The sequence below is a fragment of the Chitinivorax sp. PXF-14 genome, assembly GCF_040812015.1.
Taxonomy (GTDB): Bacteria; Pseudomonadota; Gammaproteobacteria; order Burkholderiales; family SCOH01; genus JBFNXJ01.
The window spans coordinates 475,802-499,292 of record NZ_JBFNXJ010000001.1 but is presented as its reverse complement, the minus strand read 5'-3'; the positions used below and the strand labels follow the sequence as shown (position 1 = coordinate 499,292).

22 protein-coding genes are annotated in these 23,491 nt (G+C 63.1%); 10 read left to right on the top strand and 12 right to left on the bottom strand.

The window, feature by feature from the left end; all coding sequences use genetic code 11:
• Positions 1-16: 16 nt before the first annotated feature.
• From ABWL39_RS02390 to ABWL39_RS02375, 4 genes are all read left to right on the top strand, one after another.
• On the top strand, positions 17-766 hold the full coding sequence (locus tag ABWL39_RS02390) for a flagellar motor protein (RefSeq protein WP_367786802.1): 750 nt from the start codon (positions 17-19) through the stop codon (positions 764-766).
• A 217-nt stretch (positions 767-983) separates the two neighbouring features.
• Positions 984-1,733 carry a lysophospholipid acyltransferase family protein gene (locus ABWL39_RS02385; protein WP_367786800.1) on the top strand — a complete coding sequence of 250 codons (750 nt, stop codon included), beginning with the start codon at positions 984-986 and terminating at the stop codon, positions 1,731-1,733.
• 183 nt (positions 1,734-1,916) lie between these two features.
• Positions 1,917-4,286 carry a DNA translocase FtsK gene (locus ABWL39_RS02380; protein ID WP_367786798.1) on the top strand — a complete coding sequence of 790 codons (2,370 nt, stop codon included), beginning with the start codon at positions 1,917-1,919 and terminating at the stop codon, positions 4,284-4,286.
• A 207-nt stretch (positions 4,287-4,493) separates the two neighbouring features.
• Positions 4,494-5,093 carry a CBS domain-containing protein gene (locus tag ABWL39_RS02375; protein ID WP_367786796.1) on the top strand — a complete coding sequence of 200 codons (600 nt, stop codon included), beginning with the start codon at positions 4,494-4,496 and terminating at the stop codon, positions 5,091-5,093.
• Between the two features lie 4 nt (positions 5,094-5,097).
• Here ABWL39_RS02375 and ABWL39_RS02370 read toward each other — a convergent pair whose 3' ends face one another.
• On the bottom strand, positions 5,098-5,982 hold the full coding sequence (locus tag ABWL39_RS02370) for a LysR family transcriptional regulator (RefSeq protein ID WP_367786794.1): 885 nt from the start codon (positions 5,980-5,982) through the stop codon (positions 5,098-5,100).
• Positions 5,983-6,249: 267 nt separating this feature from the next.
• Here ABWL39_RS02370 and ABWL39_RS02365 point away from each other — a divergent pair, with 267 nt between their 5' ends.
• On the top strand, positions 6,250-7,899 hold the full coding sequence (locus ABWL39_RS02365) for an MFS transporter (protein ID WP_367786793.1): 1,650 nt from the start codon (positions 6,250-6,252) through the stop codon (positions 7,897-7,899).
• 71 nt (positions 7,900-7,970) lie between these two features.
• On the opposite strand, the gene ABWL39_RS02360 is transcribed toward ABWL39_RS02365, so the two are convergent.
• Complete coding sequence (locus tag ABWL39_RS02360) at positions 7,971-8,159, bottom strand: glycosyltransferase (RefSeq protein ID WP_367786791.1); 189 nt, start codon at positions 8,157-8,159, stop codon at positions 7,971-7,973.
• 89 nt (positions 8,160-8,248) lie between these two features.
• Positions 8,249-9,223, bottom strand: a complete 975-nt coding sequence (locus ABWL39_RS02355; protein ID WP_367786789.1) for a glycosyltransferase family 2 protein — start codon at positions 9,221-9,223, stop codon at positions 8,249-8,251.
• A gap of 351 nt (positions 9,224-9,574) precedes the next feature.
• On the opposite strand from ABWL39_RS02355, the gene ABWL39_RS02350 reads away from it, so the two are divergent.
• From ABWL39_RS02350 to acs, 3 genes are all read left to right on the top strand, one after another.
• The gene (locus ABWL39_RS02350; RefSeq protein ID WP_367786787.1) at positions 9,575-9,883 is read left to right on the top strand and encodes a DUF485 domain-containing protein; all 309 of its coding nucleotides are present in this window, start codon (positions 9,575-9,577) and stop codon (positions 9,881-9,883) included.
• Between the two features lie 5 nt (positions 9,884-9,888).
• Positions 9,889-11,544: a cation acetate symporter gene (locus ABWL39_RS02345; protein WP_367786921.1), complete on the top strand. Its 1,656-nt coding sequence runs from the start codon at positions 9,889-9,891 to the stop codon at positions 11,542-11,544.
• Between the two features lie 267 nt (positions 11,545-11,811).
• The gene (gene acs, locus ABWL39_RS02340) at positions 11,812-13,782 is read left to right on the top strand and encodes an acetate--CoA ligase (RefSeq protein ID WP_367786785.1); all 1,971 of its coding nucleotides are present in this window, start codon (positions 11,812-11,814) and stop codon (positions 13,780-13,782) included.
• A gap of 152 nt (positions 13,783-13,934) precedes the next feature.
• Here the strand turns inward: acs and ABWL39_RS02335 are convergent, their stop codons facing one another.
• The 4 genes from ABWL39_RS02335 to ABWL39_RS02320 form a co-directional block, all read right to left on the bottom strand.
• The gene (locus tag ABWL39_RS02335) at positions 13,935-14,894 is read right to left on the bottom strand and encodes a hypothetical protein (protein WP_367786783.1); all 960 of its coding nucleotides are present in this window, start codon (positions 14,892-14,894) and stop codon (positions 13,935-13,937) included.
• 131 nt (positions 14,895-15,025) lie between these two features.
• Entirely contained in the window at positions 15,026-15,565 is a 540-nt protein-coding gene (locus tag ABWL39_RS02330; protein WP_367786781.1) for a DUF6160 family protein, read from the bottom strand.
• A 1-nt stretch (position 15,566) separates the two neighbouring features.
• Positions 15,567-16,580, bottom strand: coding sequence for a DUF6160 family protein (locus tag ABWL39_RS02325; RefSeq protein ID WP_367786779.1), 1,014 nt, complete (start codon positions 16,578-16,580; stop codon positions 15,567-15,569).
• Positions 16,581-16,584: 4 nt separating this feature from the next.
• Positions 16,585-17,034 (bottom strand): DUF6160 family protein, encoded by a 450-nt coding sequence (locus ABWL39_RS02320; protein ID WP_367786777.1) that lies wholly within the window; start codon positions 17,032-17,034, stop codon positions 16,585-16,587.
• Positions 17,035-17,365: 331 nt separating this feature from the next.
• On the opposite strand from ABWL39_RS02320, the gene ABWL39_RS02315 reads away from it, so the two are divergent.
• On the top strand, positions 17,366-18,535 hold the full coding sequence (locus tag ABWL39_RS02315) for an NAD(P)/FAD-dependent oxidoreductase (RefSeq protein ID WP_367786776.1): 1,170 nt from the start codon (positions 17,366-17,368) through the stop codon (positions 18,533-18,535).
• A gap of 6 nt (positions 18,536-18,541) precedes the next feature.
• Here the strand turns inward: ABWL39_RS02315 and ABWL39_RS02310 are convergent, their stop codons facing one another.
• The 4 genes from ABWL39_RS02310 to ABWL39_RS02295 form a co-directional block, all read right to left on the bottom strand.
• Positions 18,542-19,027, bottom strand: a complete 486-nt coding sequence (locus ABWL39_RS02310; protein WP_367786774.1) for a thioredoxin family protein — start codon at positions 19,025-19,027, stop codon at positions 18,542-18,544.
• A complete protein-coding gene (locus ABWL39_RS02305; RefSeq protein ID WP_367786772.1) occupies positions 19,011-19,211 on the bottom strand; it encodes a hypothetical protein in 201 nt (66 codons plus the stop codon). The genes ABWL39_RS02310 and ABWL39_RS02305 overlap by 17 nt, the downstream gene beginning before the upstream one ends.
• A gap of 222 nt (positions 19,212-19,433) precedes the next feature.
• On the bottom strand, positions 19,434-19,970 hold the full coding sequence (locus tag ABWL39_RS02300) for a phosphatase PAP2 family protein (RefSeq protein WP_367786770.1): 537 nt from the start codon (positions 19,968-19,970) through the stop codon (positions 19,434-19,436).
• Positions 19,957-21,162: a glycosyltransferase family 4 protein gene (locus tag ABWL39_RS02295; RefSeq protein WP_367786768.1), complete on the bottom strand. Its 1,206-nt coding sequence runs from the start codon at positions 21,160-21,162 to the stop codon at positions 19,957-19,959. Before ABWL39_RS02295 ends, ABWL39_RS02300 begins: the two co-directional genes overlap by 14 nt.
• Positions 21,163-21,303: 141 nt before the next feature.
• Between ABWL39_RS02295 and recQ the strand changes: the two genes are divergently transcribed.
• Complete coding sequence (recQ, locus tag ABWL39_RS02290; RefSeq protein WP_367786766.1) at positions 21,304-23,103, top strand: DNA helicase RecQ; 1,800 nt, start codon at positions 21,304-21,306, stop codon at positions 23,101-23,103.
• Between the two features lie 75 nt (positions 23,104-23,178).
• On the opposite strand, the gene ABWL39_RS02285 is transcribed toward recQ, so the two are convergent.
• Complete coding sequence (locus ABWL39_RS02285; RefSeq protein ID WP_367786764.1) at positions 23,179-23,478, bottom strand: hypothetical protein; 300 nt, start codon at positions 23,476-23,478, stop codon at positions 23,179-23,181.
• Positions 23,479-23,491 lie beyond the last annotated feature (13 nt).

The window sequence follows — 23,491 nt, the reverse complement described above, 5'->3', positions numbered from 1 at the left end:
ACGACCGCCCCAAGGCATGCAAAATCTAGACAAAATCAGTGTGATCGGCATTGTCGTCGCCATCGGCGCCATTCTGGGCGGCCAGGCGCTGGAGGGCGGGCACATCGCCTCGCTGTTGCAACTGACCGCCTTCCTGATCGTCCTCGGCGGCACGGTCGGTGCGGTGATGCTGCAGAGTTCGCCACGCGTGTTCATGGAGGGCGTCAGGCTGGGGCGCTGGGTGTTTTCCCCCCCCGATTACGACCCGCGCAAGTTGATCAAGACCGTGATCGAATGGAGCCAGGCAAGCCGCAAGGGCGGCCTGCTGGCGCTGGAGGCCTACATCGGCTCACAGAAGGACCCATTCATCCGCAAGGCGCTACAGATGCTGGTCGACGGCGCCGAGCCAGAGGCCTTGCGCCATGCGATGGAGCTGGATGTCTCCACCTATGAAGAGCACATGCGCCGCTCGGCCAAGATATGGGAAGCGGCGGGCGGCTACGCGCCGACTGTCGGCATCCTGGGCGCGGTGATGGGGCTGATCCACGTGATGGAGAACCTGTCCGACCCGGGCAAGCTTGGCTCGGGTATCGCCGTTGCCTTTGTCGCCACCATTTACGGCGTGGGCTCGGCCAACCTGCTGTTCCTGCCGATCGCCAACAAGCTCAAGACCCATATCGAAAACCAGGTCGCACTCAAGGAAATGCTCATTGACGGTCTGATCGCCATCGCCAACGGCGAGAATCCGCGCCTGATCGAAACCAAGCTGATCGGCTACGTCGGCTGACGGCCGGCCCCAGGGCTATCGCCACGGGCCAGGCCGGCTGCGGCTGCACGGGCCATGCCTCTTGTGGATCGGGCACCCTGCTCGACAAGCAATGATGCGCATACGTCTGCACGTATCTCCCCCATCACCTATATTGGTGGCATATGGGACGACACCTCGATGACCGCCACCCGCCCAGCCGTGCGCTGACCTCACCCCCTCGCCATGGAGGTGCGGCATGCTGCTGACCGCCGCACACTGGCTGCGCATGCTGGCAGGCTGGGTGGACCTGACCCTGCACACGCTGCTGATGATCGTCCTGGCCCTGTTGCCGCGCAGCCTGGCCCGACGCATCTACCCGCCGCTGTTTCATGCCTGGTGCCGTACCTTCGTCAAGGCGCTGAATGTCGACCTGCGGCTGCACCAGCACAATCGCCTGCCGCTGCCGCGCCAGTACATCCTGATCGCCAATCACCCGTCCGCGCTCGAAGACGTCGGGGTGCCGGCGTTGTTTCCGGTTGTCTCGCTGGCCAAGGCCGAGGTGGCCGACTGGTGGTTCGTCGGCCGTATCGCGGTCGCCGCCGGCACGCTGTTCGTGCAGCGCGAGTCGGCGGAGTCGCGCCAGGCCGCGCTGCAGGCCATTGTCGATGGCCTCGCGGCGGGCAAGAACATCTGCCTCTACCCGGAGGGCGGCTGCAAGGGCCGGCGGCTGTTCAAGATGTTCCGCTATGGCGCGTTTGAAGCGAGCCTGCGCTCGGGCGTGCCGATCCTGCCCGTGTTCATCCACTATGAGGCGCAGGAGGATTTCGAATGGCAGCCGCCATTCACGCTGCTCGACAAGCTCCACCACTTCATGACGACCCGCAACAACCGCGCCAACTATCACGTGTTCGACGCGATCGACCCAGCCCAGTTTGCCGATAAGCAGAGTTACAGCGATCATGTCTACGGCCTGTACCAGCAATGGCAGGCCAAATACCTGGAATAGGCACGCCCCGCCCTCCCGTTTCCTCGCGGCAATTCACGCCCAAGCCCCCGCGCCCCCCTCACAACCAGCCTGGATGCGGCCTCCGCGGCCATGCAGCGGATCGGGCCTACAGATTTGCGATAAGCCGCCGTTATGCGTTTATAATGCAGCTAATAAAGCGCTTAAACTTATCGCAGTAGCTATATGAATTTCCTGAAAAATTTCTTCAATAAAGCGCCCAAGCGCCAAGCCGTACCCAATTCCGCCCGCTCGCCGCTGCCACCTCAGGTGGCCAGCCTGTTGCGAGAGTCCTGGTGGTTGTTGGGTGTGGTCGCGGCGATCTATCTGGTGCTGATCCTGCTGTCCTATCAGCCAACCGACCCCGGCTGGTCGCACAGCGCCACCCGCGCACAGCTGCAGAACCGTGGCGGCGAGGTCGGCGCCTGGGTGGCCGACATGCTGCTCTACCTGTTCGGCATGTCTGCCTGGTGGTGGGTGGCATTCTGCGTATCCGCCATCTGGTGGGGGTACAAGCGCATCGATCGCGTCATGACCGCCTCGCGGCCGGTGCTGGTGATCGGGCTGGTCGGCTTCCTGATGATGCTGGTGGCGTCGAGCGGCATCGAGGCATTGCGCATGCACAGCCTCAAGGCCGCGCTGCCGATGGCGCCAGGCGGCCTGCTTGGCGCCGTCGTGGGCGGGCACCTGCACCATGTGTTCGGCTTTACCGGCGCCACACTGGTGATGCTGACGCTGATGGCCATCGGTTTCTCGCTGTTCTCCGGCATGTCCTGGCTCACCGTGATGGAAAAACTCGGTGGCGCCATCGAGGACGGCTATTTCTGGGTGGTCAACACCATCGAGGCATGGCAGGACCGCAAGATCGGCGCCGTTGCCAAGGTCGAGCGGCAGGAGAAGGTCAAGGTCGAGAAGAAGAAGCAGGAAGAGGCCCCGCCTATCCACATCGAGCCGCAGATGCTCGAAGTGCCTGTCGCCAAGAAGGTCGAGAAGGCGCGCGAGGAAGAAAAGCAGAAAGAAATCCAGCCTGTGCTGTTCGACGACCTGCCCGTGCCGACGGCCTCGGGCGAGCTGCCGCCGCTGGCCCTGCTGGCACCGCCGCCGCCGCTGCAGGAGACGGTGTCGCACGAGACGCTCGAATACACCTCGCGGCTGATCGAGCGCAAGCTCGCCGACTTCGGCGTCGAGGTCAAGGTCGTGGCCGCCTACCCCGGCCCGGTGATCACGCGTTACGAAATCGAGCCCGCCATCGGCGTGAAGGGCGCACAGATCGTCAACCTGATGAAGGATCTGGCGCGCGCGCTGAGCCTGGTCAGCATCCGCGTGGTCGAAACGATCCCGGGCAAGACCTATATGGGCCTCGAGCTGCCAAACCCGAAACGCCAGATGGTGCGGCTGTCCGAGATCCTCTCGTCCGAGGCCTATGCGCAGATGCACTCCCACCTGTGCGTGGCGCTGGGCAAGGACATCGCCGGCAAACCGGTGGTGGCCGACCTGGGCAAGATGCCGCACCTGCTGGTGGCCGGCACCACGGGCTCGGGCAAGTCGGTCGGCGTGAACACGATGATCCTGTCGATGCTGTACAAGGCCGCACCGCAGGACGTGCGCTTCATCATGGTCGACCCGAAGATGCTGGAACTGTCGATCTACGAAGGCATCCCGCACCTGCTGGCGCCGGTCGTCACCGACATGAAGCTCGCCGCCAACGCACTCAACTGGTGCGTGGCCGAGATGGAAAAGCGCTACCGGCTGATGTCGGCCATGGGTGTGCGCAACATCGCCGGCTACAACCAGAAGCTCAAGGACGCCGAGAAAGCCGGCAAGAAGATCACCAACCCGTTCAGCCTGACCCCGGACGACCCGGAGCCACTCGAATGCCTGCCCTTCATCGTCGTCGTCGTCGATGAATTCGCCGACCTGATGATGGTGGCCGGCAAGAAGATCGAGGAGCTGATCGCCCGCCTGGCGCAGAAAGCGCGTGCAGCCGGCATCCACCTGGTGCTGGCGACCCAGCGCCCATCGGTGGACGTGATCACCGGCCTGATCAAGGCCAACATCCCCACGCGCATGGCCTTCCAGGTGTCGTCCAAGGTCGATTCGCGCACGATTCTCGACCAGATGGGCGCCGAATCGCTGCTGGGCCAGGGCGACATGCTGTTCCTGCCGCCGGGCACGGGCTACCCGCAGCGCGTCCACGGCGCCTTCTGCGCCGACGAGGAAGTGCACAAGGTGGTCGAATACCTGAAGCAGACCGGCGAGCCAAACTACGTCGAGGGCATCCTCACCGGCGAGGCCATGCTCGGTGGCGGTGATGCCGCCGGCGGCGCGGGCGGTGAAGGCAGCAGCGATGGCGAGGCCGACCCGCTCTACGACGAGGCCGTGGCCATCGTCATCAAGACCCGCCGCGCCTCGATCTCGGCCGTGCAACGTCATCTGCGCATCGGCTACAACCGTGCCGCGCGCCTGATCGAACAGATGGAAGCCGCCGGGCTGGTGTCACCGATGGAGTCCAACGGCAACCGCACGGTGCTGGCGCCGAACCGCGACAACGAATAAGCGCCGGCGCCCCAGCCGGCAGCCGCGTCGCGATGACGTGGCAGCTGGCCGTGGCGCAGGCACTGCACGATTCACCCCTCAGCAAGACAATTCAAAGGGCCGCAAGGCCCTTCCTTTTTTTGCCGTGCGCGAAACCGGCATGAGGCCGCGCAATTTCCTAAACTGAAATTCGCTGGATTGCTTCGCGCCTTGTTCAGGAGGGAAATCATGCAAAGACCACACAAGACACTCCCCTTTGCCCGGGTCGACCCGAGCTCGACCTGCGTCAGCCCCGACCGCGGCTACACCAACCTGACACTCGAGCACCCCGCGATCGCCGTCATGACCGACTTCCGCCACACTCCGGCGTTTACCGCATCGGCCGACACGCCGATCGAGCACGCACTGGGCAAGATGAAAACGGTGGGCGTGCGTATGCTGCTGGTGGCGGACAGCGATGGCCTGTTGCACGGCATCGTCACTGCCAACGACATTCTTGGCGAACGTGCGATCGAGTTCATGGAGGCCAACCGGGTCAAGCGTGAGGAGGTGCGCGTGGAGGACATCATGCACGAGCACGACATGCTCTATGCCTTCAAGCTCAACGACGTGCTCAACGCCACGATAGGCGATCTGGTCGCCACCCTGCGCCACTACGGCTTCCAGCACGTGCTGGTGACGACGATCGACCACAACGAGCCGAAGGTACGCGGTATCTTCTCGGCGGCCGACATCGCGCGCCTGCTCAAGGTGAATTTCGACCCGATGACGCGTGCCAACAGCTTTGCCGAGCTTGGCAAGGCGCTGATCCCGTCTGCCGCGGCCTGAGCCCTCAGGCGGGCAGGCCCCATACCTCGCGCACGATCTCGAGCAGCACCGATACCAGCACATCGCCATCGCGCTCGGCGGGGTAGATGAAATTGAGCGGTGCAATCTTCCTGACGTTGCCCCACTCGATGACATCGCCCTGGTCGAGCGCTTCCTGCGCGAGCTCCTCGCGCATCAACGACATGCCGACACCGGCCTTGACCAGCGCCAGTGTCGTGCTTTCCTGGTCGAGTTCGAATACCTTCTGCGGCGAAATATTGTGTTCACGGAACAACTCGTTGGCGAGCTTGTTGTAGGAGTTGAACTGATTGATCCACACCCAGGGCAGCTTGCCGACATCCTTCCAGGTGGCGGAGGCCAGCTTGTCGGCCCAGGCGACCGGCGCCACCACGCGGAAGGTCAGGTCGCGCAGGTGCACGGCGTGGACGTTGACGTAGGGGTTCTTGCCGATGAAGAAGCCGCAGTCGAGCTCCTTCTTGCGCACCTCGTTGAGCACCATGCCCGAAATGCTGTGGAAGGTCAGCGCATCGAGCAATGGATAGCGACGGCGGATCTCGACCAGCAGCTCGGCCAGGCGGATCAGCACCGGGTCGCCCACCGTGCCGATGCGCACCTTGCCGCTCAGATTGCCCTGCAGGCCGCGCGCCAGGTTGATCAGGCCACGCGCATCGGCCAGCACACGCTCGGCCTCGGGCAGCAGCACCTGGCCGGCCTTGGTCAGCACCACCCCGCCAGCGGTGCGCTCGAACAGGCTGACGCCCATTTCCTCTTCCAGCGCCTTGATCTGGGCGGTGACCGCCGGCTGGCTCAAATGCAGTATTTCCGCGGCCTGCGTCAGGTGCCCCTGCTGGGCAACCGCGACAAACGTCCGCAACTGATAGATTTCCATGTCTCTTCCAACCTGCCACCGTTGAGGAATCGGGAGCACTGGCTCCGGTCTTTTTCTGGGGCTAAAACTTACATCAAGTCGCCGCAACGCGGCATCAGCTTTATTGATAGCTCAAATAAATTTATGCGATTTGTGCCATCCATCACCATGATCTATCACGTATAAGGCGCTGTTTACCGGTTGCTTCGACCCCTGTGACGCGATGCCACGACGAAGCCAGGCAGCACCACAAATCGTCTCGCCCACACAAGACCAGAGGAGGCAAGCATGGCGGACACTCATGTCATCACGGGGGACGAGAAGCGGGTCATATTCGCTTCATCCCTGGGCACCGTTTTCGAATGGTATGACTTCTACCTCTACGGCTCACTCGCAGCCATCATCTCCAAGCAGTTCTTCGCAGGCGTCAACGAAACCACCGCTTTCATCTTCGCGCTGATGGCCTTTGCCGCCGGCTTCGCGGTTCGCCCCTTCGGCGCCCTGGTGTTTGGCCGGCTCGGCGACCTGATCGGGCGCAAATACACCTTCCTCATCACCATCCTGATCATGGGTATGTCGACAGCCGTCGTCGGCCTGCTACCGGGCTACGCCAGCATCGGTGTTGCGGCGCCGGTCATCCTGATCTGCCTGCGCTTGCTGCAGGGCCTGGCGCTGGGCGGCGAATACGGTGGGGCCGCGACCTATGTGGCCGAGCATGCCCCGCCGGGCAAACGTGGCGCCTTCACCGCATGGATTCAGACCACCGCCACGCTGGGCCTGTTCCTGTCGCTGCTGGTGATCTGGACCTGCCGCAACGCGCTGGGCAAGGATGTGTTCGAGGCCTGGGGCTGGCGCGTGCCTTTCCTGGTGTCGATCCTGCTGCTGATCGTGTCGGTCTACATCCGCATGCAGTTGAATGAATCGCCGGTGTTCAAGAAGATGAAGGAGGAAGGCAAGCAGTCGAAAGCGCCGCTGACCGAATCCTTCGGCCGCTGGAGCAATCTGAAGGTCGTCATCCTGGCGCTGCTCGGTGCGGTCGCAGGCCAGGCCGTGGTGTGGTACACGGGCCAGTTCTATGCGCTGTTCTTCATGACCAAGACGCTCGGCGTCGCACCAGACCAGGCTGACCTCTACATTGCCGCCTCACTCGCCATCGCCACGCCGTTCTTCCTGATATTCGGCTCGCTCTCCGACAAGATCGGCCGCAAGAAGATCATCATGCTCGGCTGCCTGCTTGCCGCGCTGACCTACTTCCCGCTGTTCAAGGGGCTGACGCACTATGTCAACCCGGCGCTGGAAACCGCGGTAGCACAATCACCCATCGTGGTAACCGCCGATCCGGCCAAGTGTGCATTCCAGTTCGACCCGATCGGCAAGGCCACCTTCAAGCAATCGTGCGACATCATCAAATCGGCGCTGGCGAAGAAGGGCATCCCCTATTCCAATCAGGCCGCGCCGGCCGGCGCGTTGGCCAACGTCACCATCGGGGCAACGAAGATCGACAGCTTTGAAGGCAACGGCCTGCCCAAGGATGAATTCAAGGGTAAGTCCGACGCCTTCAACAAGTCGCTCGGCGATGCGCTCAAGACGGCAGGCTACCCGGCGAAGGCAGATCCGGCGCAGATCAACACCTTGATGACGATCGCTATCCTGACCATTCTGGTGATCTACGTGACCATGGTCTACGGCCCGATCGCGGCCATGCTGGTCGAGCTGTTCCCGACCCGCATCCGCTACACCTCGATGTCGCTGCCCTACCACATCGGCAACGGCTGGTTCGGTGGCTTCCTGCCAACCGTGGCGTTTGCCATGGTGGCGAAGACGGGCGATGTCTACTACGGCCTGTGGTACCCGATCGTGATCGCCGTGGCGACCTTCATCATCGGCAGCCTGTTCCTGCCGGAGACCAAGGATCGCGACATCTACGCGAACGACTGATCAGCACCACCGTGCAACGCAACAGGGCGCTTCGGCGCCCCGTTGTTTTATCACGCACGGGGGGCGCAGGATCAACGCGGCCACACATAATCGGCCCCATGCGCCAAGGCATGGCAAATCGCCTGGTTATGGCCAGCGGTGAAGCCGAGGTTTCGCGGGTTGCTGAGCAGCGTCACCACAGGGAAGCACGCACGGACCAGCTCAGCCGAGCCGTCTGTCGACCCGCTGTCAACGACGATATCGAGGTTGTCGTAGCCCATCGCGCAGCGAGGCCAGGCACGGCTGGATGTGCTGGCCGCTGTTCCAGCACAGGATAGGGACGACAACCCGTGGCGTCGGTAACGCTGGGCTAACGCCTGAAGAAACGCCGCGGCAGGGCGGCGAGCAGGCCCGGCTGCTGGCGGCGATGGGCGAGCAGAGCCGACAGGGTCGATGCCGGCTGGCGCAGCATGGCGCTCCAGAACGATGCGCCATAGTCGCTCAGCAGCGCGTCGATGCGGCCTTGCAGCTTCTGGTGGCTCGGCGACGAGGTTTTCATCTCCGCCAGCACGATGCGCCGGTAGGCGAGCTCATCCACCGTGCGCTGCAGATGCTCGGGCGTGCCCCACTGGGTGCCCGCAAAGATGTTGACACCACGGCCGTAGCGCACCTCGACGCGGGACGAAAAGCAGAAACGAGCCCCTGCCCGCGCGCAGCCGATCCAGAACAGGTAATCCTCGCCAGCACGACGCAACTCGGTGCGAAAGCGCACGGCAGCCAGGGGCTTCAGGCGGAACACCACGCTAGAAGTACCGATAAGGTTGCCGAACACGATCTGCTCGACCATGTCGCCCGCGTACTCGTAGCCATCCTCGATCGCCGGCAATGGCCGGTATTTCGCGAGGTCGACCTTGCCGCCGCGCTTGAAGGCGCTGACCTGCTGATCGAGCTGATAGATGTCGGTGAAATAGAAATCATGCCCCTGCTCCAGCGCCTTGACCGCGCGGCTCAGGTGATCCGGCACCCATTCGTCGTCGGAATCGAGAAATGCTACGTAGTCGGCGGCGCCGGCCAGTTCATCCAGCCCGCGGTTGCGCGCCCCGCCAGGGCCACGGTTGGGCTGACGGATCAGCTGTAGCGTCATCGACGCGGGCAACTCGATGTCCTGCGCCTCGGCATCGGCCGCGACCGGCGACGCATCGTCCACCACGATCACACGGCAGGGGCCTGCATAGTCCTGCGCAGCCACGCTGCGCAGCGCACGGACCAGCACGCCCGGCTCGCGCTGGAAGAAGGGAATGATCACCGCGATGCGCGGCGCATCCTGGTTCGGCAAGGCTGTCATGGCAAGGTGCTCCGGGCTATGCGGTGCAGGCCCCGCCCGGCCTGCCGGGAAGGCCCATGTTCACGTCAAGGTAGCGTTGGATCATAGCATGTAAACAGCATTTTTCCGCGTAGGCGGCGCCCTGCCTGGGCTGCGGCGGCACGGGCGGATTTGCCCCCGATATCAGCGAATTTTATCGCCCCCATCAGCGCAAGCTGTTTTTCCCTCGCCAAGCCAGTGGCGACGCGCCATTGAGTGCCACGTATCGGGCCGGTGAATTCCGCCTATCAGAATTTGCGATTAGACCCTCAACTCTAGCGGGCATAGATTGCCCTCCACGGATTTCCGTATTCCAAAGAAGGAGGGACATATATGAACGAGGAACTGATGCGGCGCATCGAGGCAAATCCCAGGTTTGCCGAGTTGGTCCACAAGAAAACCAGCTTCGGCTGGAAGCTGTCGCTGGTCATGCTGGCGATCTACTACGGCTTCATCCTGGTGATCGCCTTCTCGCCCAAGACCCTTGGCGCATCGCTGTCGGGTGGCGTCATGACGGTCGGCATCCCGGTCGGCGTGGCAGTCATCCTATCGGCCTTCCTGTTGACCGGCATCTACGTGCGCCGCGCCAACTCCGAGTTCGACACCCTGAACGCACAGATCATCGAGGAGGCACACAAGTGAGCACGCTGCGCAATGCATTCTGGACCGCCGCGCTGAGCCTGGCCGCCCCGCTGGCCATGGCCGGCGAGGCGCTGACCGGCGAGGTCAAGCGCCAGCCGCTGAACTGGCACGCGATCATCATGTTCTTCGTATTTGTCTCCTTCACGCTCGGCGTCACTTTCTGGGCGGCCCGCCGCACCAAATCGGCCAAGGACTTCTACACGGCCGGCGGCGGCATCACCGGCTTCCAGAACGGCCTGGCGATTGCCGGTGACTACATGTCCGCGGCCTCCTTCCTCGGCATCTCGGCGATGGTGATGACCAAGGGCTACGATGGCCTGATCTATTCGATCGGCTTCCTCGTCGGCTGGCCCATCATCCTGTTCCTGGTGGCCGAGCGCCTGCGCAACCTCGGCAAGTACACCTTCGCCGACGTCGCCTCCTACCGCCTGCAGCAGAAACCGGTGCGCGTGCTCGCAGCAACCGGCACGCTGGTGGTCGTGGCGCTCTACCTGATCGCGCAGATGGTCGGCGCGGGCAAGCTGATCCAGCTCCTGTTCGGCATGAGCTACACCTCGGCGGTGATCATGGTCGGCATCCTGATGGTGCTCTACGTGACGTTCGGCGGCATGCTGGCCACCACCTGGGTGCAGATCATCAAGGCGGTCATCCTGCTGGCTGGCGCGACCTTCATGGCGTTCATGGTGCTCAACACAGTCGGCTTCAGCCCCGAGCAGATGTTCGCGACCGCCGTGCAGGCGCACGAGAAGCATGCAGCGATCATGGAGCCGGGCCAGCTCGTATCGAACCCCGTCGATGCCGTATCGCTGGGCTTGGCGCTGATGTTCGGCACCGCCGGCCTGCCGCACATCCTGATGCGCTTCTTCACCGTGAAGGATGCCAAGGAAGCGCGCAAATCGGTGTTCTTCGCGACCGGCTTCATCGGCTACTTCTACATCCTCACCTTCATCATCGGCTTCGGCGCGATCATGCTGGTGTCGACCAACCCCGACTTCAAGGATGCGGCAGGCAAGCTGATCGGCGGCGACAATATGGCGGCCGTGCACCTGGCCAAGGCGGTTGGCGGCGACCTGTTCCTGGGCTTCATCTCGGCCGTGGCCTTCGCTACCATCCTGGCTGTCGTGGCAGGCCTGACGCTGTCCGGCGCCACCGCGGTATCGCATGACCTCTACGCCAACGTGTTCCGTCGCGGCAAGAGCGATGAAGCCAGCGAAATGCGTGTTTCCAAGTATGCCACCGTGGCGCTGGGCGTCGTCGCGATCATCCTCGGCATTGCCTTCGAGAAGCAGAACATCGCCTTCATGGTTGGCCTGGCCTTCTCGATCGCGGCATCGGCCAACTTCCCGGTACTGTTCCTGTCGATGTTCTGGAAGCGCCTGAGTACACGCGGCGCCGTCGTGGGCGGCTTCATCGGCCTCGCCTCCGCCGTGCTGCTGATCGTGCTCGGCCCGACCGTCTGGGTGGATGTGCTCAAGCACAAGGAAGCGCTGTTCCCGTACAAAAACCCAGCCATCTTCTCGATCACGCTGGCGTTCTTCTCGACCTGGCTGGTCTCGATACTCGACACCAGCGAGTCGGCCAAACGCGAGCATGCCGCATTCCTGCCCCAGTTCATCCGCTCGATGACGGGCATCGGCGCAGAGGCCGCATCGAAGCATTAACCGGTTTACTCCCTCGACTTGGCAACACCCCACGGCTTGCCCCGCCGCCTACACGGCGGGGCCTTTTTTTGAGCACTGGCGCGGGTTTCCGGCTATCAGCCCGACTGATTCTGCGCATCAGAAAATGCAATTGGATTTCAAACTCCACGCTATCTAGAGTGTTAGCACGACGAACGCTGTTGAAAGCCAGTCCAGACAGGCTGTTTTTCACCAGCGGTTACGACACCCGAACACCGCGCCCACCCATTCATCAAGAGGGAAACACACATGTCCACGATTGACTCGATCCTCAAGGAAAACCGGGTTTTCGAACCGAACGAAGAGTTCCGCCGCAAAGCCACGATCTCGGGGATGGATGCCTACAACCAGCTGTGCGAGCAAGCCAACGAGCACTACGCCGGCTTCTGGGGTGAGCGCGCACGCGAGGCCATCACCTGGAAGAAGATGTTCACCCGCGTGCTCGACGAGTCCAATCCTCCGTTCTACAAGTGGTTCGACGATGGCGTGCTCAACGTCTCGTACAACTGTCTGGATCGCCATCTGGCGCAGCTCGCGAACAAGATCGCAATCATCTTCGAAGCCGACGACGGCAGTGTGACCCGCGCCACCTACGCCGAGCTGTATCGCCGCGTCTGCCAGTTCTCCAATGGCCTGAAGAGCCTCGGGGTCGGCCGGGGTGACCGCGTCGTCGTCTACATGCCGATGAGTATCGAAGCTGTCGTCGCCATGCAGGCCTGCGCCCGCATCGGTGCGATCCACTCGGTGGTGTTCGGCGGCTTCTCCGCCAAGTCCCTGCAGGAGCGTATTCAGGATGCCGGCGCCAAGTTGGTGATCACCGCCAACGAAGGCATGCGCGGCGGCAAGGCCGTGCCACTGAAGGCCGTCACCGATGAGGCCTTCGAGATGGGCGGCTGCGACAGCGTGCAGAAGGTCGTGGTCTACCAACGCACCAACAATGGCTGCAGCAAGTGGAACGAGGCGCGCGACATCTGGTGGCACAAGCTCACCGAGGGCCAGGCGGAAGACTGCGAACCCGAGTGGATGAATGCGGAAGACCCGCTGTTCGTGCTTTACACCTCCGGCTCCACCGGCAAGCCCAAGGGCGTGCAGCACAGCTCCGGCGGCTACCTGCTCGGCGCCATCTGCACCATGCAATGGAGCTTCGACTACAAGCCAAACGACATCTTCTGGTGCACCGCCGATGTGGGCTGGATCACCGGCCACACCTACGTCACATACGGCCCGCTCGCCGTTGGCGCAACCCAGGTCATCTTCGAGGGCGTGCCGACCTACCCGGATGCCGGTCGCTTCTGGCAGATGATCGAGCGCCACAAGGTCACCACCTTCTACACCGCACCAACCGCGATCCGCTCACTGATCAAGCTGGGTGCGGACCTGCCCAACCAGTTCGACCTGTCCAGCCTGCGCCTGCTGGGCACCGTGGGCGAGCCGATCAACCCCGAAGCCTGGATGTGGTACTACGAAGTGGTCGGCAAGCGCCGCTGCCCGATCGTCGACACCTGGTGGCAAACCGAGACCGGCAGCCACATGATCACGCCGATGCCGGGCGCGGTACCAACCAAGCCGGGTTCGTGCACGCTGCCCGTGCCGGGCATCATGGTCGACATCGTCGATGAGGCAGGTGCCCCGGTCGAGCCGGGCAAGGGTGGCTTCCTCGTCATCAAGCGGCCCTGGCCTTCGATGGTACGCACCATCTGGGGCGACCCGGAACGCTTCAAGAAGACCTATTTCCCGGAAGAATTCAACGGCCAGCTCTACCTCGCCGGCGACTCGGCCAACCGCGACGAGAACGGCTATTACTGGATCATGGGCCGTATCGACGACGTGCTGAACGTATCGGGCCACCGCCTGGGCACGATGGAGATCGAATCGGCGCTCGTAGCCAACCCGCTGGTGGCCGAGGCCGCCGTGGTCGGCAAGCCGCACGAGGTGAAGGGCGAAGCCGTGGTTGCCTTCGTCGTGCTGAAGAAGACCCCGGAAACGGCCGATGAGGCGAAGCAGATCGCCAAGAACCTGCGCGAATGGGTCAGCCACGAGATCGGCGCCCTCGCCCGCCCAGAGGAAATCCGCTTCGGCGACAACCTGCCCAAGACCCGCTCGGGCAAGATCATGCGTCGACTGCTGCGCTCGCTTGCCAAGGGCGAGGAAATCACGCAGGACGTATCGACGCTGGAGAACCCGGCGATCCTGCAACAATTGCAAGAAACGGTGAACTAAGCTCTCCCAGGTTCACCGATGGCGTGGTTAGCGCGTGTCACACGACACGCGCTTTTTTTATGGTCTGGACTCAGTCAGGCTGGCAAGCCCAATGGCTTCGGCTCGGGCGCTGAAGCCTGCGCCATTCCCGCTGGAGTGGCGCAGAAACAGCATTACCAGCGACGGATGGGGGGATTGGAGGTATTGAGCACGCTCAGATCACCGGTCATGTTCTTGATCTGATAAATGCGGGCGTTGTCGGTCAGGTTGAGCCAGACCCCCTGCTGCGTGGGCGTGTAGTCGGCGCTGCCGGTAGCCTTGGGGTAGAACAGGCCACTCACCTTGTTGAACGAAATGAAGAAGTCGCGCGTGGGATCGGCCGAGTCACCGCACGCCCCCTGCGCGCCGGTGCGCCCCAGGCACAAGGAATCGAACTTCTGGTAGGCGTCGGTCACGGCGGTCGCCGTCCCGCCCGTGGTGGTCGCGGTGCCATCGCCCGTCGAACGCTGCCCGTAGCTGTTGACGTTGAAGGTGCCGTTGGTCTGTGTGGACGTCAGGTAGGTGCGGCCGGACAGCGCATTGAGATTGAGCCCCAGCATGCCATCCGCCTCTTCGAAGCCGATACGGACGCCAAGGATCTCCCGCGTCGTCGAGCTGTCCTGCGCATCACGCATGGCGAACTCGATATACGGGTTCTTGATGGTAAACGGGTGATAGACGCCATCTTTCTGGTAGCCGGTAAACACCAGCGCATCGGAATTGACGTCGTAGGCCTGGGTCGGGAAGCTGGGATTGTTGTACCCCCCCAGGCGCAGCTTTCCGATCTCCGAGTCGAGCGAGATTTCGGCACCGATGCGCAGCTTGGAATAGGAAATATCGCCGGTAATCGCCGCACCGGTCGAATCCTTGGGCACGCCCGATACGTCATAGCCGTTGATCTTCGAATTGGCATCCGGCGTCAACGTACCTGTCACGACGGGCGCTGTGTGCTGGGTGACGTTCGTCACCTCGATCAACGCCTGCCCCCAATGCTCCGACATCACGTCGTCGCTGATTGATTTCAACTCTGCCTGTGCAGCAGCTGGAACGGACCCAAGCACAAGCAGCGTCAGCATGGTTTGCCAACGGCTCACTGGTATCACCTCTGAAATTTCTGACCATTTTAAATGGGCACCACGTCGTCCACGGGGGATCGCGTTGGCCTCATATTCGTTGATTGTGTTGCGCCGGCTGCAAACCGGGTAATACGGGTCAAGCCTGCGGGTCAATGCCCGAACATCTTGACCCAGGAACCGCTATTGAACTGCACGCGCCCAACGAACTGCGTCGAGCCCAGGTTGTTGATCGGCTCGTACTCCTGGCGCTGAACCACGCCCGTCTGCGACACAATGTTGACCTGCTCGCGCGCCACGCCAAGGCTGCTCTGGACCGAGATGCTGTCCCAGGCCAGGTCGATGTCGATGTACTGCGGCAACGTGAACATGACTGAATCCGGGTTCCCCAACCCATTGGACACCACGTCGATCAGCAGCGGCGTCTGGAAGTCGATGTAGCCGTGCAGGTGCTCATAGGCAAGATAGGCTGCCTTGTTGCCGGTTGCCTCGTCAAACCCGAAGTAGATACTGTTGGTCTTGAAAACCGATGTGCCGCTGCCCTGCGCCGTCCCCCCGAACTCGAAATGCAGGCGCCGGATCGACAGGCCATCCTGGCCGGTGACGTCGCTCAGCACGCCGTCCTCGAGCTCCTGGGGTTGCGCCATGGCGATGGCGGGCAGGATAAGCAATGCAGCCAGCAATGCGCGCATGTCAAAGGTCCTTGAACTTGATGCGCATGGAGTAAATCTTCATGTCGCCAATGATCTGCTTGCCGAAGTCGCACATGCCGCCAGCGCAACGGCTGGACTTGGTCGTCACCGAATCGACGACGATGGAGCCCTGGGCCAACGGCACCGCTCCGTCCATCGCCTGCACATTGACGTTCCCCATGGTCATGGTGAGGCTCGGCTTGCCGTCGACGTTCTCTGCCTTGACGACAAACGCGCCCGCAGCCGAGTCGCCGAACTTGAAACGGCTGCCATCGGCACATGAATCGTTGGTCAGGTTGCCGCACAGGGCGATGCCGGAGAACTTCCACCATTCATCGAGCGTGGCGCTGTCCTGGCGCGACACGCCGGCCGCGAAGCGCGGGTAGATGCCGATTTCACCGATGCGCAGCTCCGTGTCGACCGCCCAGCCGTAACCATCACCAGCTGCGCTCAGCTGAATCTTGGTGCCCTTTTGCACGACATCGTTGATTTCGAATCGCCCGAGGGTCCAGCGCTGTGGCGCCGATGCAGCGGTCGGGGCGTAGTTCTGGTCAGCGTAGACAGGGGCGAAATCACTGACGGTAAAACTGGCGCTCAACTTGCCAAGGCCACTGGTGTTGTCGGGCAGCTTGAACTGGATGGCGGCACGGCCATCGCTGAGCTTGACCAGGTCCAGCTTGATCGGGTCGGTGATCGGGGCGAACTGCGAGGTCTGGACATCGAGATCGGTCAGCTCGACATAATCCTTCTCGAAATCGAGATAATTGAGGCCGGAATCGTATTTGGTCCGGCGTGGCGCGGTGAAACGGATGCTGTTGGCTTTACCCGGCGTGACGCCGGTGCCTGGAATATCGGTCACGCGAAAGCCGAAGTTGTCGCTGAGCACGATGGACAAGCCATCCTGGCCGCTCACCTGCTGTAGGTCGGCGTCGCCAAGATCCGTCAGGGCCGCGTTCACGGACATCGACAGCATCAGTGGCAGTGCCGTGGCCAGGCAAGTCTTCAGCTTTGTCATCGTCTTAGTGCGCCGCGAGTTCGACATAGGACTTGGACATGTCAAAGCCCATCGCATACACCGAGCCGAAACGGCTGACGCTGGCCGCCGAACCATCGGCACGCAGGCCCTGACGCATTTCGAGATCCTTCACGCCGACGGAAAACTGCGCGATCGGCAATTCGATGAAGATCGAGTCATCCTTGACGTCGAGCCGCGTCAACAGGATGCCTGGCGTCGCATTCTGCACGTCCTGGCCCGTCCAGTTGATGACGAAGTTGGACAGCGCGAAGGCGTTGGTCTCCCCCGCCTGCACCTGCTGGAACTCCATCGAGCCCTTGACCTGAACCTGCATCAGCACGCTCAGGCCCTCGCGCCCCACGGTCTCGGACATGGTGGCGTCGTCAATCGCCACCAGTTCGGCGTGTGCGCTGCCGGCCAGCAAGGCAAGCATCATTACCAGGGTATTTCTCATGCTACTTCTCCTTTGTGCACTCGCATGCCGATCAAATAGTCGATACGTTTATCCGTATCTGACTTCGCCTCTGCTCGGGCCGAGGTCTCATATGCCTCATCAAGTGTTTTTTTCAAGTCATTGTTCTGACTTAATGTTTTTTCAAACAAACACTTCTGTGTCGGTGCAAGTGCGTTTAGATATTCTACTCTAAACCAATGACATTGCAATATGCCGCCTTAAGTTTTTGCTCTAATAATGAGATCGGCATGATCGCTGTCCGGTGTGGCGCAAATCCCTTTCTGCCGTCCGCCATCGCTTTGATAGAATGGCGGTTTTTCCGGCGCATACCATGCATTTCGACGTCATTATCGTGGGGGCCGGCGCAGCGGGCATGATGTGCGCCCACGTCGCAGCGCAACGCGGTCGCAGCGTGCTGCTGATCGACCACGCGGAGAAGCTGGCCGAGAAGATACGCATCTCGGGCGGCGGCCGCTGCAACTTCACCAACATCAACGCTCGGCCCGAGAACTACCTGTCGGGCAACCCGCATTTCTGCCGCTCGGCGTTGGCGCGCTACACCGCGCGCGATTTCCTCGATCTGGTCGAGCGCCACGGCATTGCCTATCACGAAAAGAAGCTGGGCCAGCTATTCTGCGACGACAGCTCGCAGCAGATCATCGACATGCTGCAGCGCGAATGCGATGACGCCGGGGTGCAATGGCAGATGCCCTGCAGTATTGCCAGCATCGACAGGCAGGACGGGATGTTCACGCTGAGCACCAGCAAGGGCGCCTTCAGCTGTGCGAGCCTGGTGATCGCGACCGGCGGCCTGTCTATCCCGCAGATCGGCGCCACCGGCTTCGGCTACGACGTGGCCAGGCAGTTCGGGCTGGCGATCACGCAGCTGGCGCCGGGGCTGGTGCCGCTCACCTTCCAGCCAGAAGACCTGGCCCCGCTCGCAGACATGGCGGGCCTGTCGGCAGAGGCGAGCGTCAGCTGCGGCGACACCGCCTTCCGCGAGAATGTGCTGGTCACGCACCGGGGGGTGTCGGGCCCTGCCATCCTGCAGATTTCATCCTACTGGCGGCCGGGTGAGCTGATCCACATCAACCTATTCCCAGCCAACGACGCATTGGCGTGGCTTGAGTCGCACCGACGCAGCGACCAGTTGCTCGCGAACCTGCTTGCGCAACGCCTGCCCAAGCGGCTCGCGCAGCTGATGGCAGAGCGCGCCGATGCGAACAGGCCGGTGCGCCAACTCAACGAGCCCGAGCTTCAGCAGATCGCCGCGCAACTGGAAGACTGGGCAATCAAGCCTGGTGGCACCCAGGGCTACAAGAAGGCGGAAGTCACGCTGGGCGGGGTCGATACCAATGAGCTGTCGTCCAAGACGATGGAGGCGCGGCGCGTGCCGGGCCTGTATTTCATCGGAGAGGTCGTCGACGTGACCGGCTGGCTCGGTGGGTACAATTTCCAGTGGGCGTGGTCGTCGGGCTATGCCGCGGGGCAGTTCGCCTGACAAGGCTCAGCGCTTGCGCCGGGCGGCCAGCTCGATCTCTCGCACGAACGCCTTGGAAGGCAGATAGCCGACAACGCGGTTGAGTTCCTTGCCTGACGCATCGACAAACACCGTGGTCGGCGTGGTCTGCACCTGATAGTAGCGGGCCAGGCGGCGCCCGCTCAACGGCTCGCCGCCCAGCCATGGCAGCGGCGCGTCGTCGAACAGGTTGACGCCGACCGCATCGAATGCGGCAGTCGCTGACGTGGCGACCGCGTCGAAACGAAAGGTGCTGCTCACCATGCGCTCGCAATAGCCACAGGCTTCCATCCAGAAAAACAGCATGACCCCCTTCGCCGGCCGGCCAGGCACCTCGCCTTGCACTGCGGCGGTCTGACCGGGCGCGACGAACCAGGCCGGCATCGGCATCGCCGCCTCGTCGGCTGCAACGGCCGGGCCCGCGACAGCCAAGCCCAGCAACAGCAGCCACATCTTGTTACTTGGCAGCCTCACCGGCTTCCTGCTTTTCCAGATTGTCGCGCTGCTGTTGCGCAGCCTGCTGCACGGTCTGGTCGACCGCCTTGGCATCCTGCAATTGCTGGCGTTGCGATTCGAGCAGCTTGACCGGCGGTTTTTCTTCGGTCTTGCCACAGGCAAGCAGGCTCGCCGACAGCGCGGCGATCATCAGTAGACGCATGGTGGCCCCATCATGGAATTGAACGGCACCATCATCTTAATCCCAGCTCGCCTGTTTTTGCAGCCGAAGCGCGTGGCAGGCCGACGAGCGGCCATGCGCATCAGCCATCAGGCTGATCGCCACGCGGAAAAGAGGCTCGCCCCATCCATCCGTGATCTCATTGCGCGGCCCCCACAAGCGGGGCCATTCCCACCTCGTGGCTTGTTCGCGCCCGACTGGCGGCTAGCCGAAGATCAGCAGCGACAGGCCGCCAACGAAGGAGCCGATCAGGCCACCGGCCAGCACATCGCTCGGATAGTGCAGGCCCAGCACCATGCGCGACAGTGCGACCAGTACCGCGAACGGCAACAGCAGCCAGGTCAGGGCGGGATAATAGTGCAGCGCGATCAGCGTGAACGATACCGCGTGCAGCGTGTGCCCGGACGGGAAGCTGAACTGGTCGAGCGGCGCCACGCACAGCGCAATGCTGTCGCTGCGGCAATAGGGGCGCGGCCGCGAGGTCATGGCCTTGAGCCATTTGTAGAGCAAGGTGCAGAGCACGCCGACCACGATCATGTGCACCACCGGCTGCAGCGCCGCATCGGCATAGCGCGCCAGCAGCACGGCCATCAGCACGTACCAGAACACGCCATCGCCAAGCCGGCTGACGATCGCGAAGACGCCGCGTACCGGGCGATAGGCAGTGGCCCGGTTGGCGCGCTCGGTCACGCGCCGGTCCCAGGCTTCAAAACGCTGCAGCGACAGTTCAAGTTTGCTCACGGTGTTCCTCCCAGGTCGAAATCACGTCGATGAGGCACGACTCGAATTCGGCCACGACCTGATCCCAGCTCAGGTGCGCCACCGAGTTGGCCGCCTGGCGCCGCACATCGGCCAGCAGCCCGGCGTGCGTGGCCAGCTCGCGGCCGGCGTCGATGAAGGCGGCCTCGTCGTGGAGCCCGGCCAGCATGCCGTTCTGGCGTGGGCGGATATGCTCGCGCGCCGCGGCGTAGTCGTAAGCGACCACGGCCAGGCCCGAGGCCAGCGCCTCGATGGTGACGTTGCCGTAGGTCTCGGTCGTGCTTGGAAACAGGAACACGTCGGCGCTCGCATAGTGGCGCGCCAGGTCTTCGCCGGTACGCATGCCGGCGAACAGATGATCACGGTAGCGCTCAGCGAGGCCGGCCCGCTCGGGGCCATCACCCACCCACAGCATGCGGCAGGGCCTGCCGCTCGCCCGCATGGACTCGAAGGTGCGCAGCACCAGCGGCAGATTCTTCTCGGCGGCCAGACGGCCGACGTAGGCGACAACTACTTCGCCCGGCTTCAGGCCCCAGCTGGCGCGCAGCTCGTCATCGCGGCGCTCCGGGTGGAACAGGCGGGTATCGACACCGCGCGCCACCACCGACAGATTGCGATACCCCGCACCTTCGAGCGTGCGGGCGATCTCCTCGGTCGGCACGAAGGTCAGCAGCGAGCGGTTGTGCAGTTTGCGCAGGTAGGCGTGAATCGGCTTGTTGAGCCAGCCCACGCCATAGTGCTTGCTGTAGCTGTGGAAGTTGGTATGAAAATCGGAGGTGACCGGTATCTTGAGCTTGTTGGCCGCGGCAATGGCGGACCAGCCCAGCGGCCCCTCCGTCACCACATGCACCAGGTCGGGCCGCTTGTAGGTCCAGGCACGCGTCAGCGCCTGCTTGGCCGGCAGGCCAAACTTGAGGCCGTCGTAGCGGGGGATCGGCAAGCCGCGCCTGAGCAGCTCTTCGTAGTTGTCGTCGGTGCGCGCCACATCCTGCGCATGCTGGCGCGGGCGGATCAGCTGCAGCTGGTGGCCGCGCGCCTGCAGGCCATTCACCATGCGGCCGATGGTCATCGCCACGCCGTTGATTTCCGGCGGGTAGGTTTCCGTGATGATGGCGAGGCGCAGTTGCCGGCGCTGCGTGGGCAATTCGCTTACCAGAAAGGGTCGGGCATCCATGCGGTCAATTTGCATGAGATGCAAGACAACACCATGAAAAATAGATGAAAGTTTGGTGACGCCGGCGCCGGCAAAACAGCCATCGGCCACACGCCAGTCTGGGCCGTTATAATGACGGGCTTGCCATCGTCCCCGTCCCCCATGTCCAGCGCAGTCCATATTCTCAACCACGTGTTCGGCTACCCCCATTTCCGCGGGCAGCAGCAGGCCATCGTCGAACGCGTGGCGGCCGGTGGCGACGCTCTGGTGCTGATGCCGACCGGCGGCGGCAAATCGCTGTGCTACCAAGTGCCCGCCCTGCTGCGCGAGGGCTGCGCCATCGTCGTCTCGCCGCTGATCGCGCTGATGCAGGACCAGGTCGATGCGCTGCGCCAGCTCGGCGTCAAGGCGGCGTTCCTGAATTCGACGCTGGCACAGGACGAGGCCCAGACCGTCGAGCGCGACCTGCTCTCGGGCGAGCTCAAGCTGCTCTACGTCGCGCCGGAGCGGCTGATGACCGCGCGCTTCCAGGCCCTGCTGGCACGGGCGCGCATCTCGCTGTTCGCGATCGATGAGGCGCATTGCGTATCGCAATGGGGGCACGACTTCCGGCCCGAATACATCCAGCTCTCGGTACTGCACGAGCGCTTCCCCGATATTCCGCGCATCGCGCTGACCGCCACGGCCGACCAGCTCACGCGGCAGGAGATCGTCGAGCGCCTGGCGCTGCAGCAGGCAGAGGTCTTCCTGTCGAGCTTCGACCGGCCGAACATCCGCTACACCGTGGTGGAAAAGGACAACCCGCGCCGCCAGCTGCTGTATTTCCTGCGCAACCACGAGGGCGATGCCGGCATCGTTTACTGCCTGTCACGCAAGAAGGTGGAAGAGACGGCCAAATGGCTGCGCGAACAGGGCATCAAGGCCCTGCCCTACCATGCCGGGCTCGACGCCGAAACACGCCAGGCCAACCAGAGCCGCTTCCTGCGCGAGGATGGCGTCGTGATGGCCGCCACCGTCGCCTTCGGCATGGGCATCGACAAACCCGACGTGCGCTTTGTCGCGCACCTCGACCTGCCCAAGAGCCTCGAAGGCTATTACCAGGAAACCGGCCGCGCCGGCCGCGATGGCCTGCCCTCGCACGCCTGGATGGCCTACGGCCTGCAGGACGTGATCCTGCTGCGCGAGATGATCGAGCAATCGGGCTCGCCCGACGAAATCAAGCGCGTCGAGCGGCAGAAGCTCGACGCCATGCTCGGCTACTGCGAAGCGCCCTCCTGCCGGCGCCAGGTGCTGCTGCACTACTTTGGCGAAGACTCGGGCCCCTGCGGCAACTGCGACATGTGCCTGAACCCGCCGCAGATGTGGGATGCCAGCGAGGCCGTGCGCAAGGCCCTGTCGGCCATCTACCGCAGCGGGCAGCGCTACGGCGCGGCCCATGTGATCGACATCCTGCTGGGGCGCGACACACAGAAGATGCGCGAATGCGGCCACCAGCACCTATCCACCTACGGTATCGGCCGCGACGTGCCCGAGGCGCAATGGCGCTCCCTGCTGCGCCAGCTCGTGGCCACCGGCATGCTCGGCGTCAATGAGCACGGCGGCCTGCATCTACAGGAGGCGTGCCGGGCCGTGCTCAAGGGCGAGCAGGATATCCAGCTGCGGCGCGTGCGCGACGAAGCCAAGTCGAGCTCGCACGGCGAGCGCAAGGCGATCGAGCTCAACAGCGATGAAGAGCGAGAACTGTGGGCGGCGCTAAGGCAATGCCGCAAGCGCCTGGCGGAAGAGCAGAACGTGCCGGCCTACATGATCTTCGGCGATGCCACGCTGAAACAGATGCTGGAAAAGCGCCCGCAAAGCCTCGAGGCCCTGCACGGCCTGTCCGGCGTGGGGGACCGCAAGCTAGAGCTGTACGGCACCGACTTCCTCGATGTGCTGCGCGCCCATGCCCGCACACATGGTTGACGGCAAGCGCCACCGCAATGAAACAGGCCCGGTCGAGACCGGGCCTGTTTCATTGGCAAACCACTGTGGCCGGAATCAGTGCACCCACTTGTCCGAGTCTTCCTTGCGCCGGCCGAAGCCCAAGCGCTGTTCGTTGCCATTCAGCAGCAGGTTGGCGAGCAACTGCTCGCGATATTCGTCGTCGGGCTGCGCGCGCCTGTCGTTCAGGCGCCGGTCCATCGCCTGCTGGCTGGTCTGGTAATAGAACTTGGCGGCCTGGGGCGGATAGGATGGCGTCGCAGCTTCGTCCCCGCGGCTCAGGTCCTGCTGGTCATAGGGCTCGGATTGGTGAGTGTAGTAGTGCTCACCTGGTTGTTGTGGGTATTGCTTGGTCATGGTCATCCTCCTG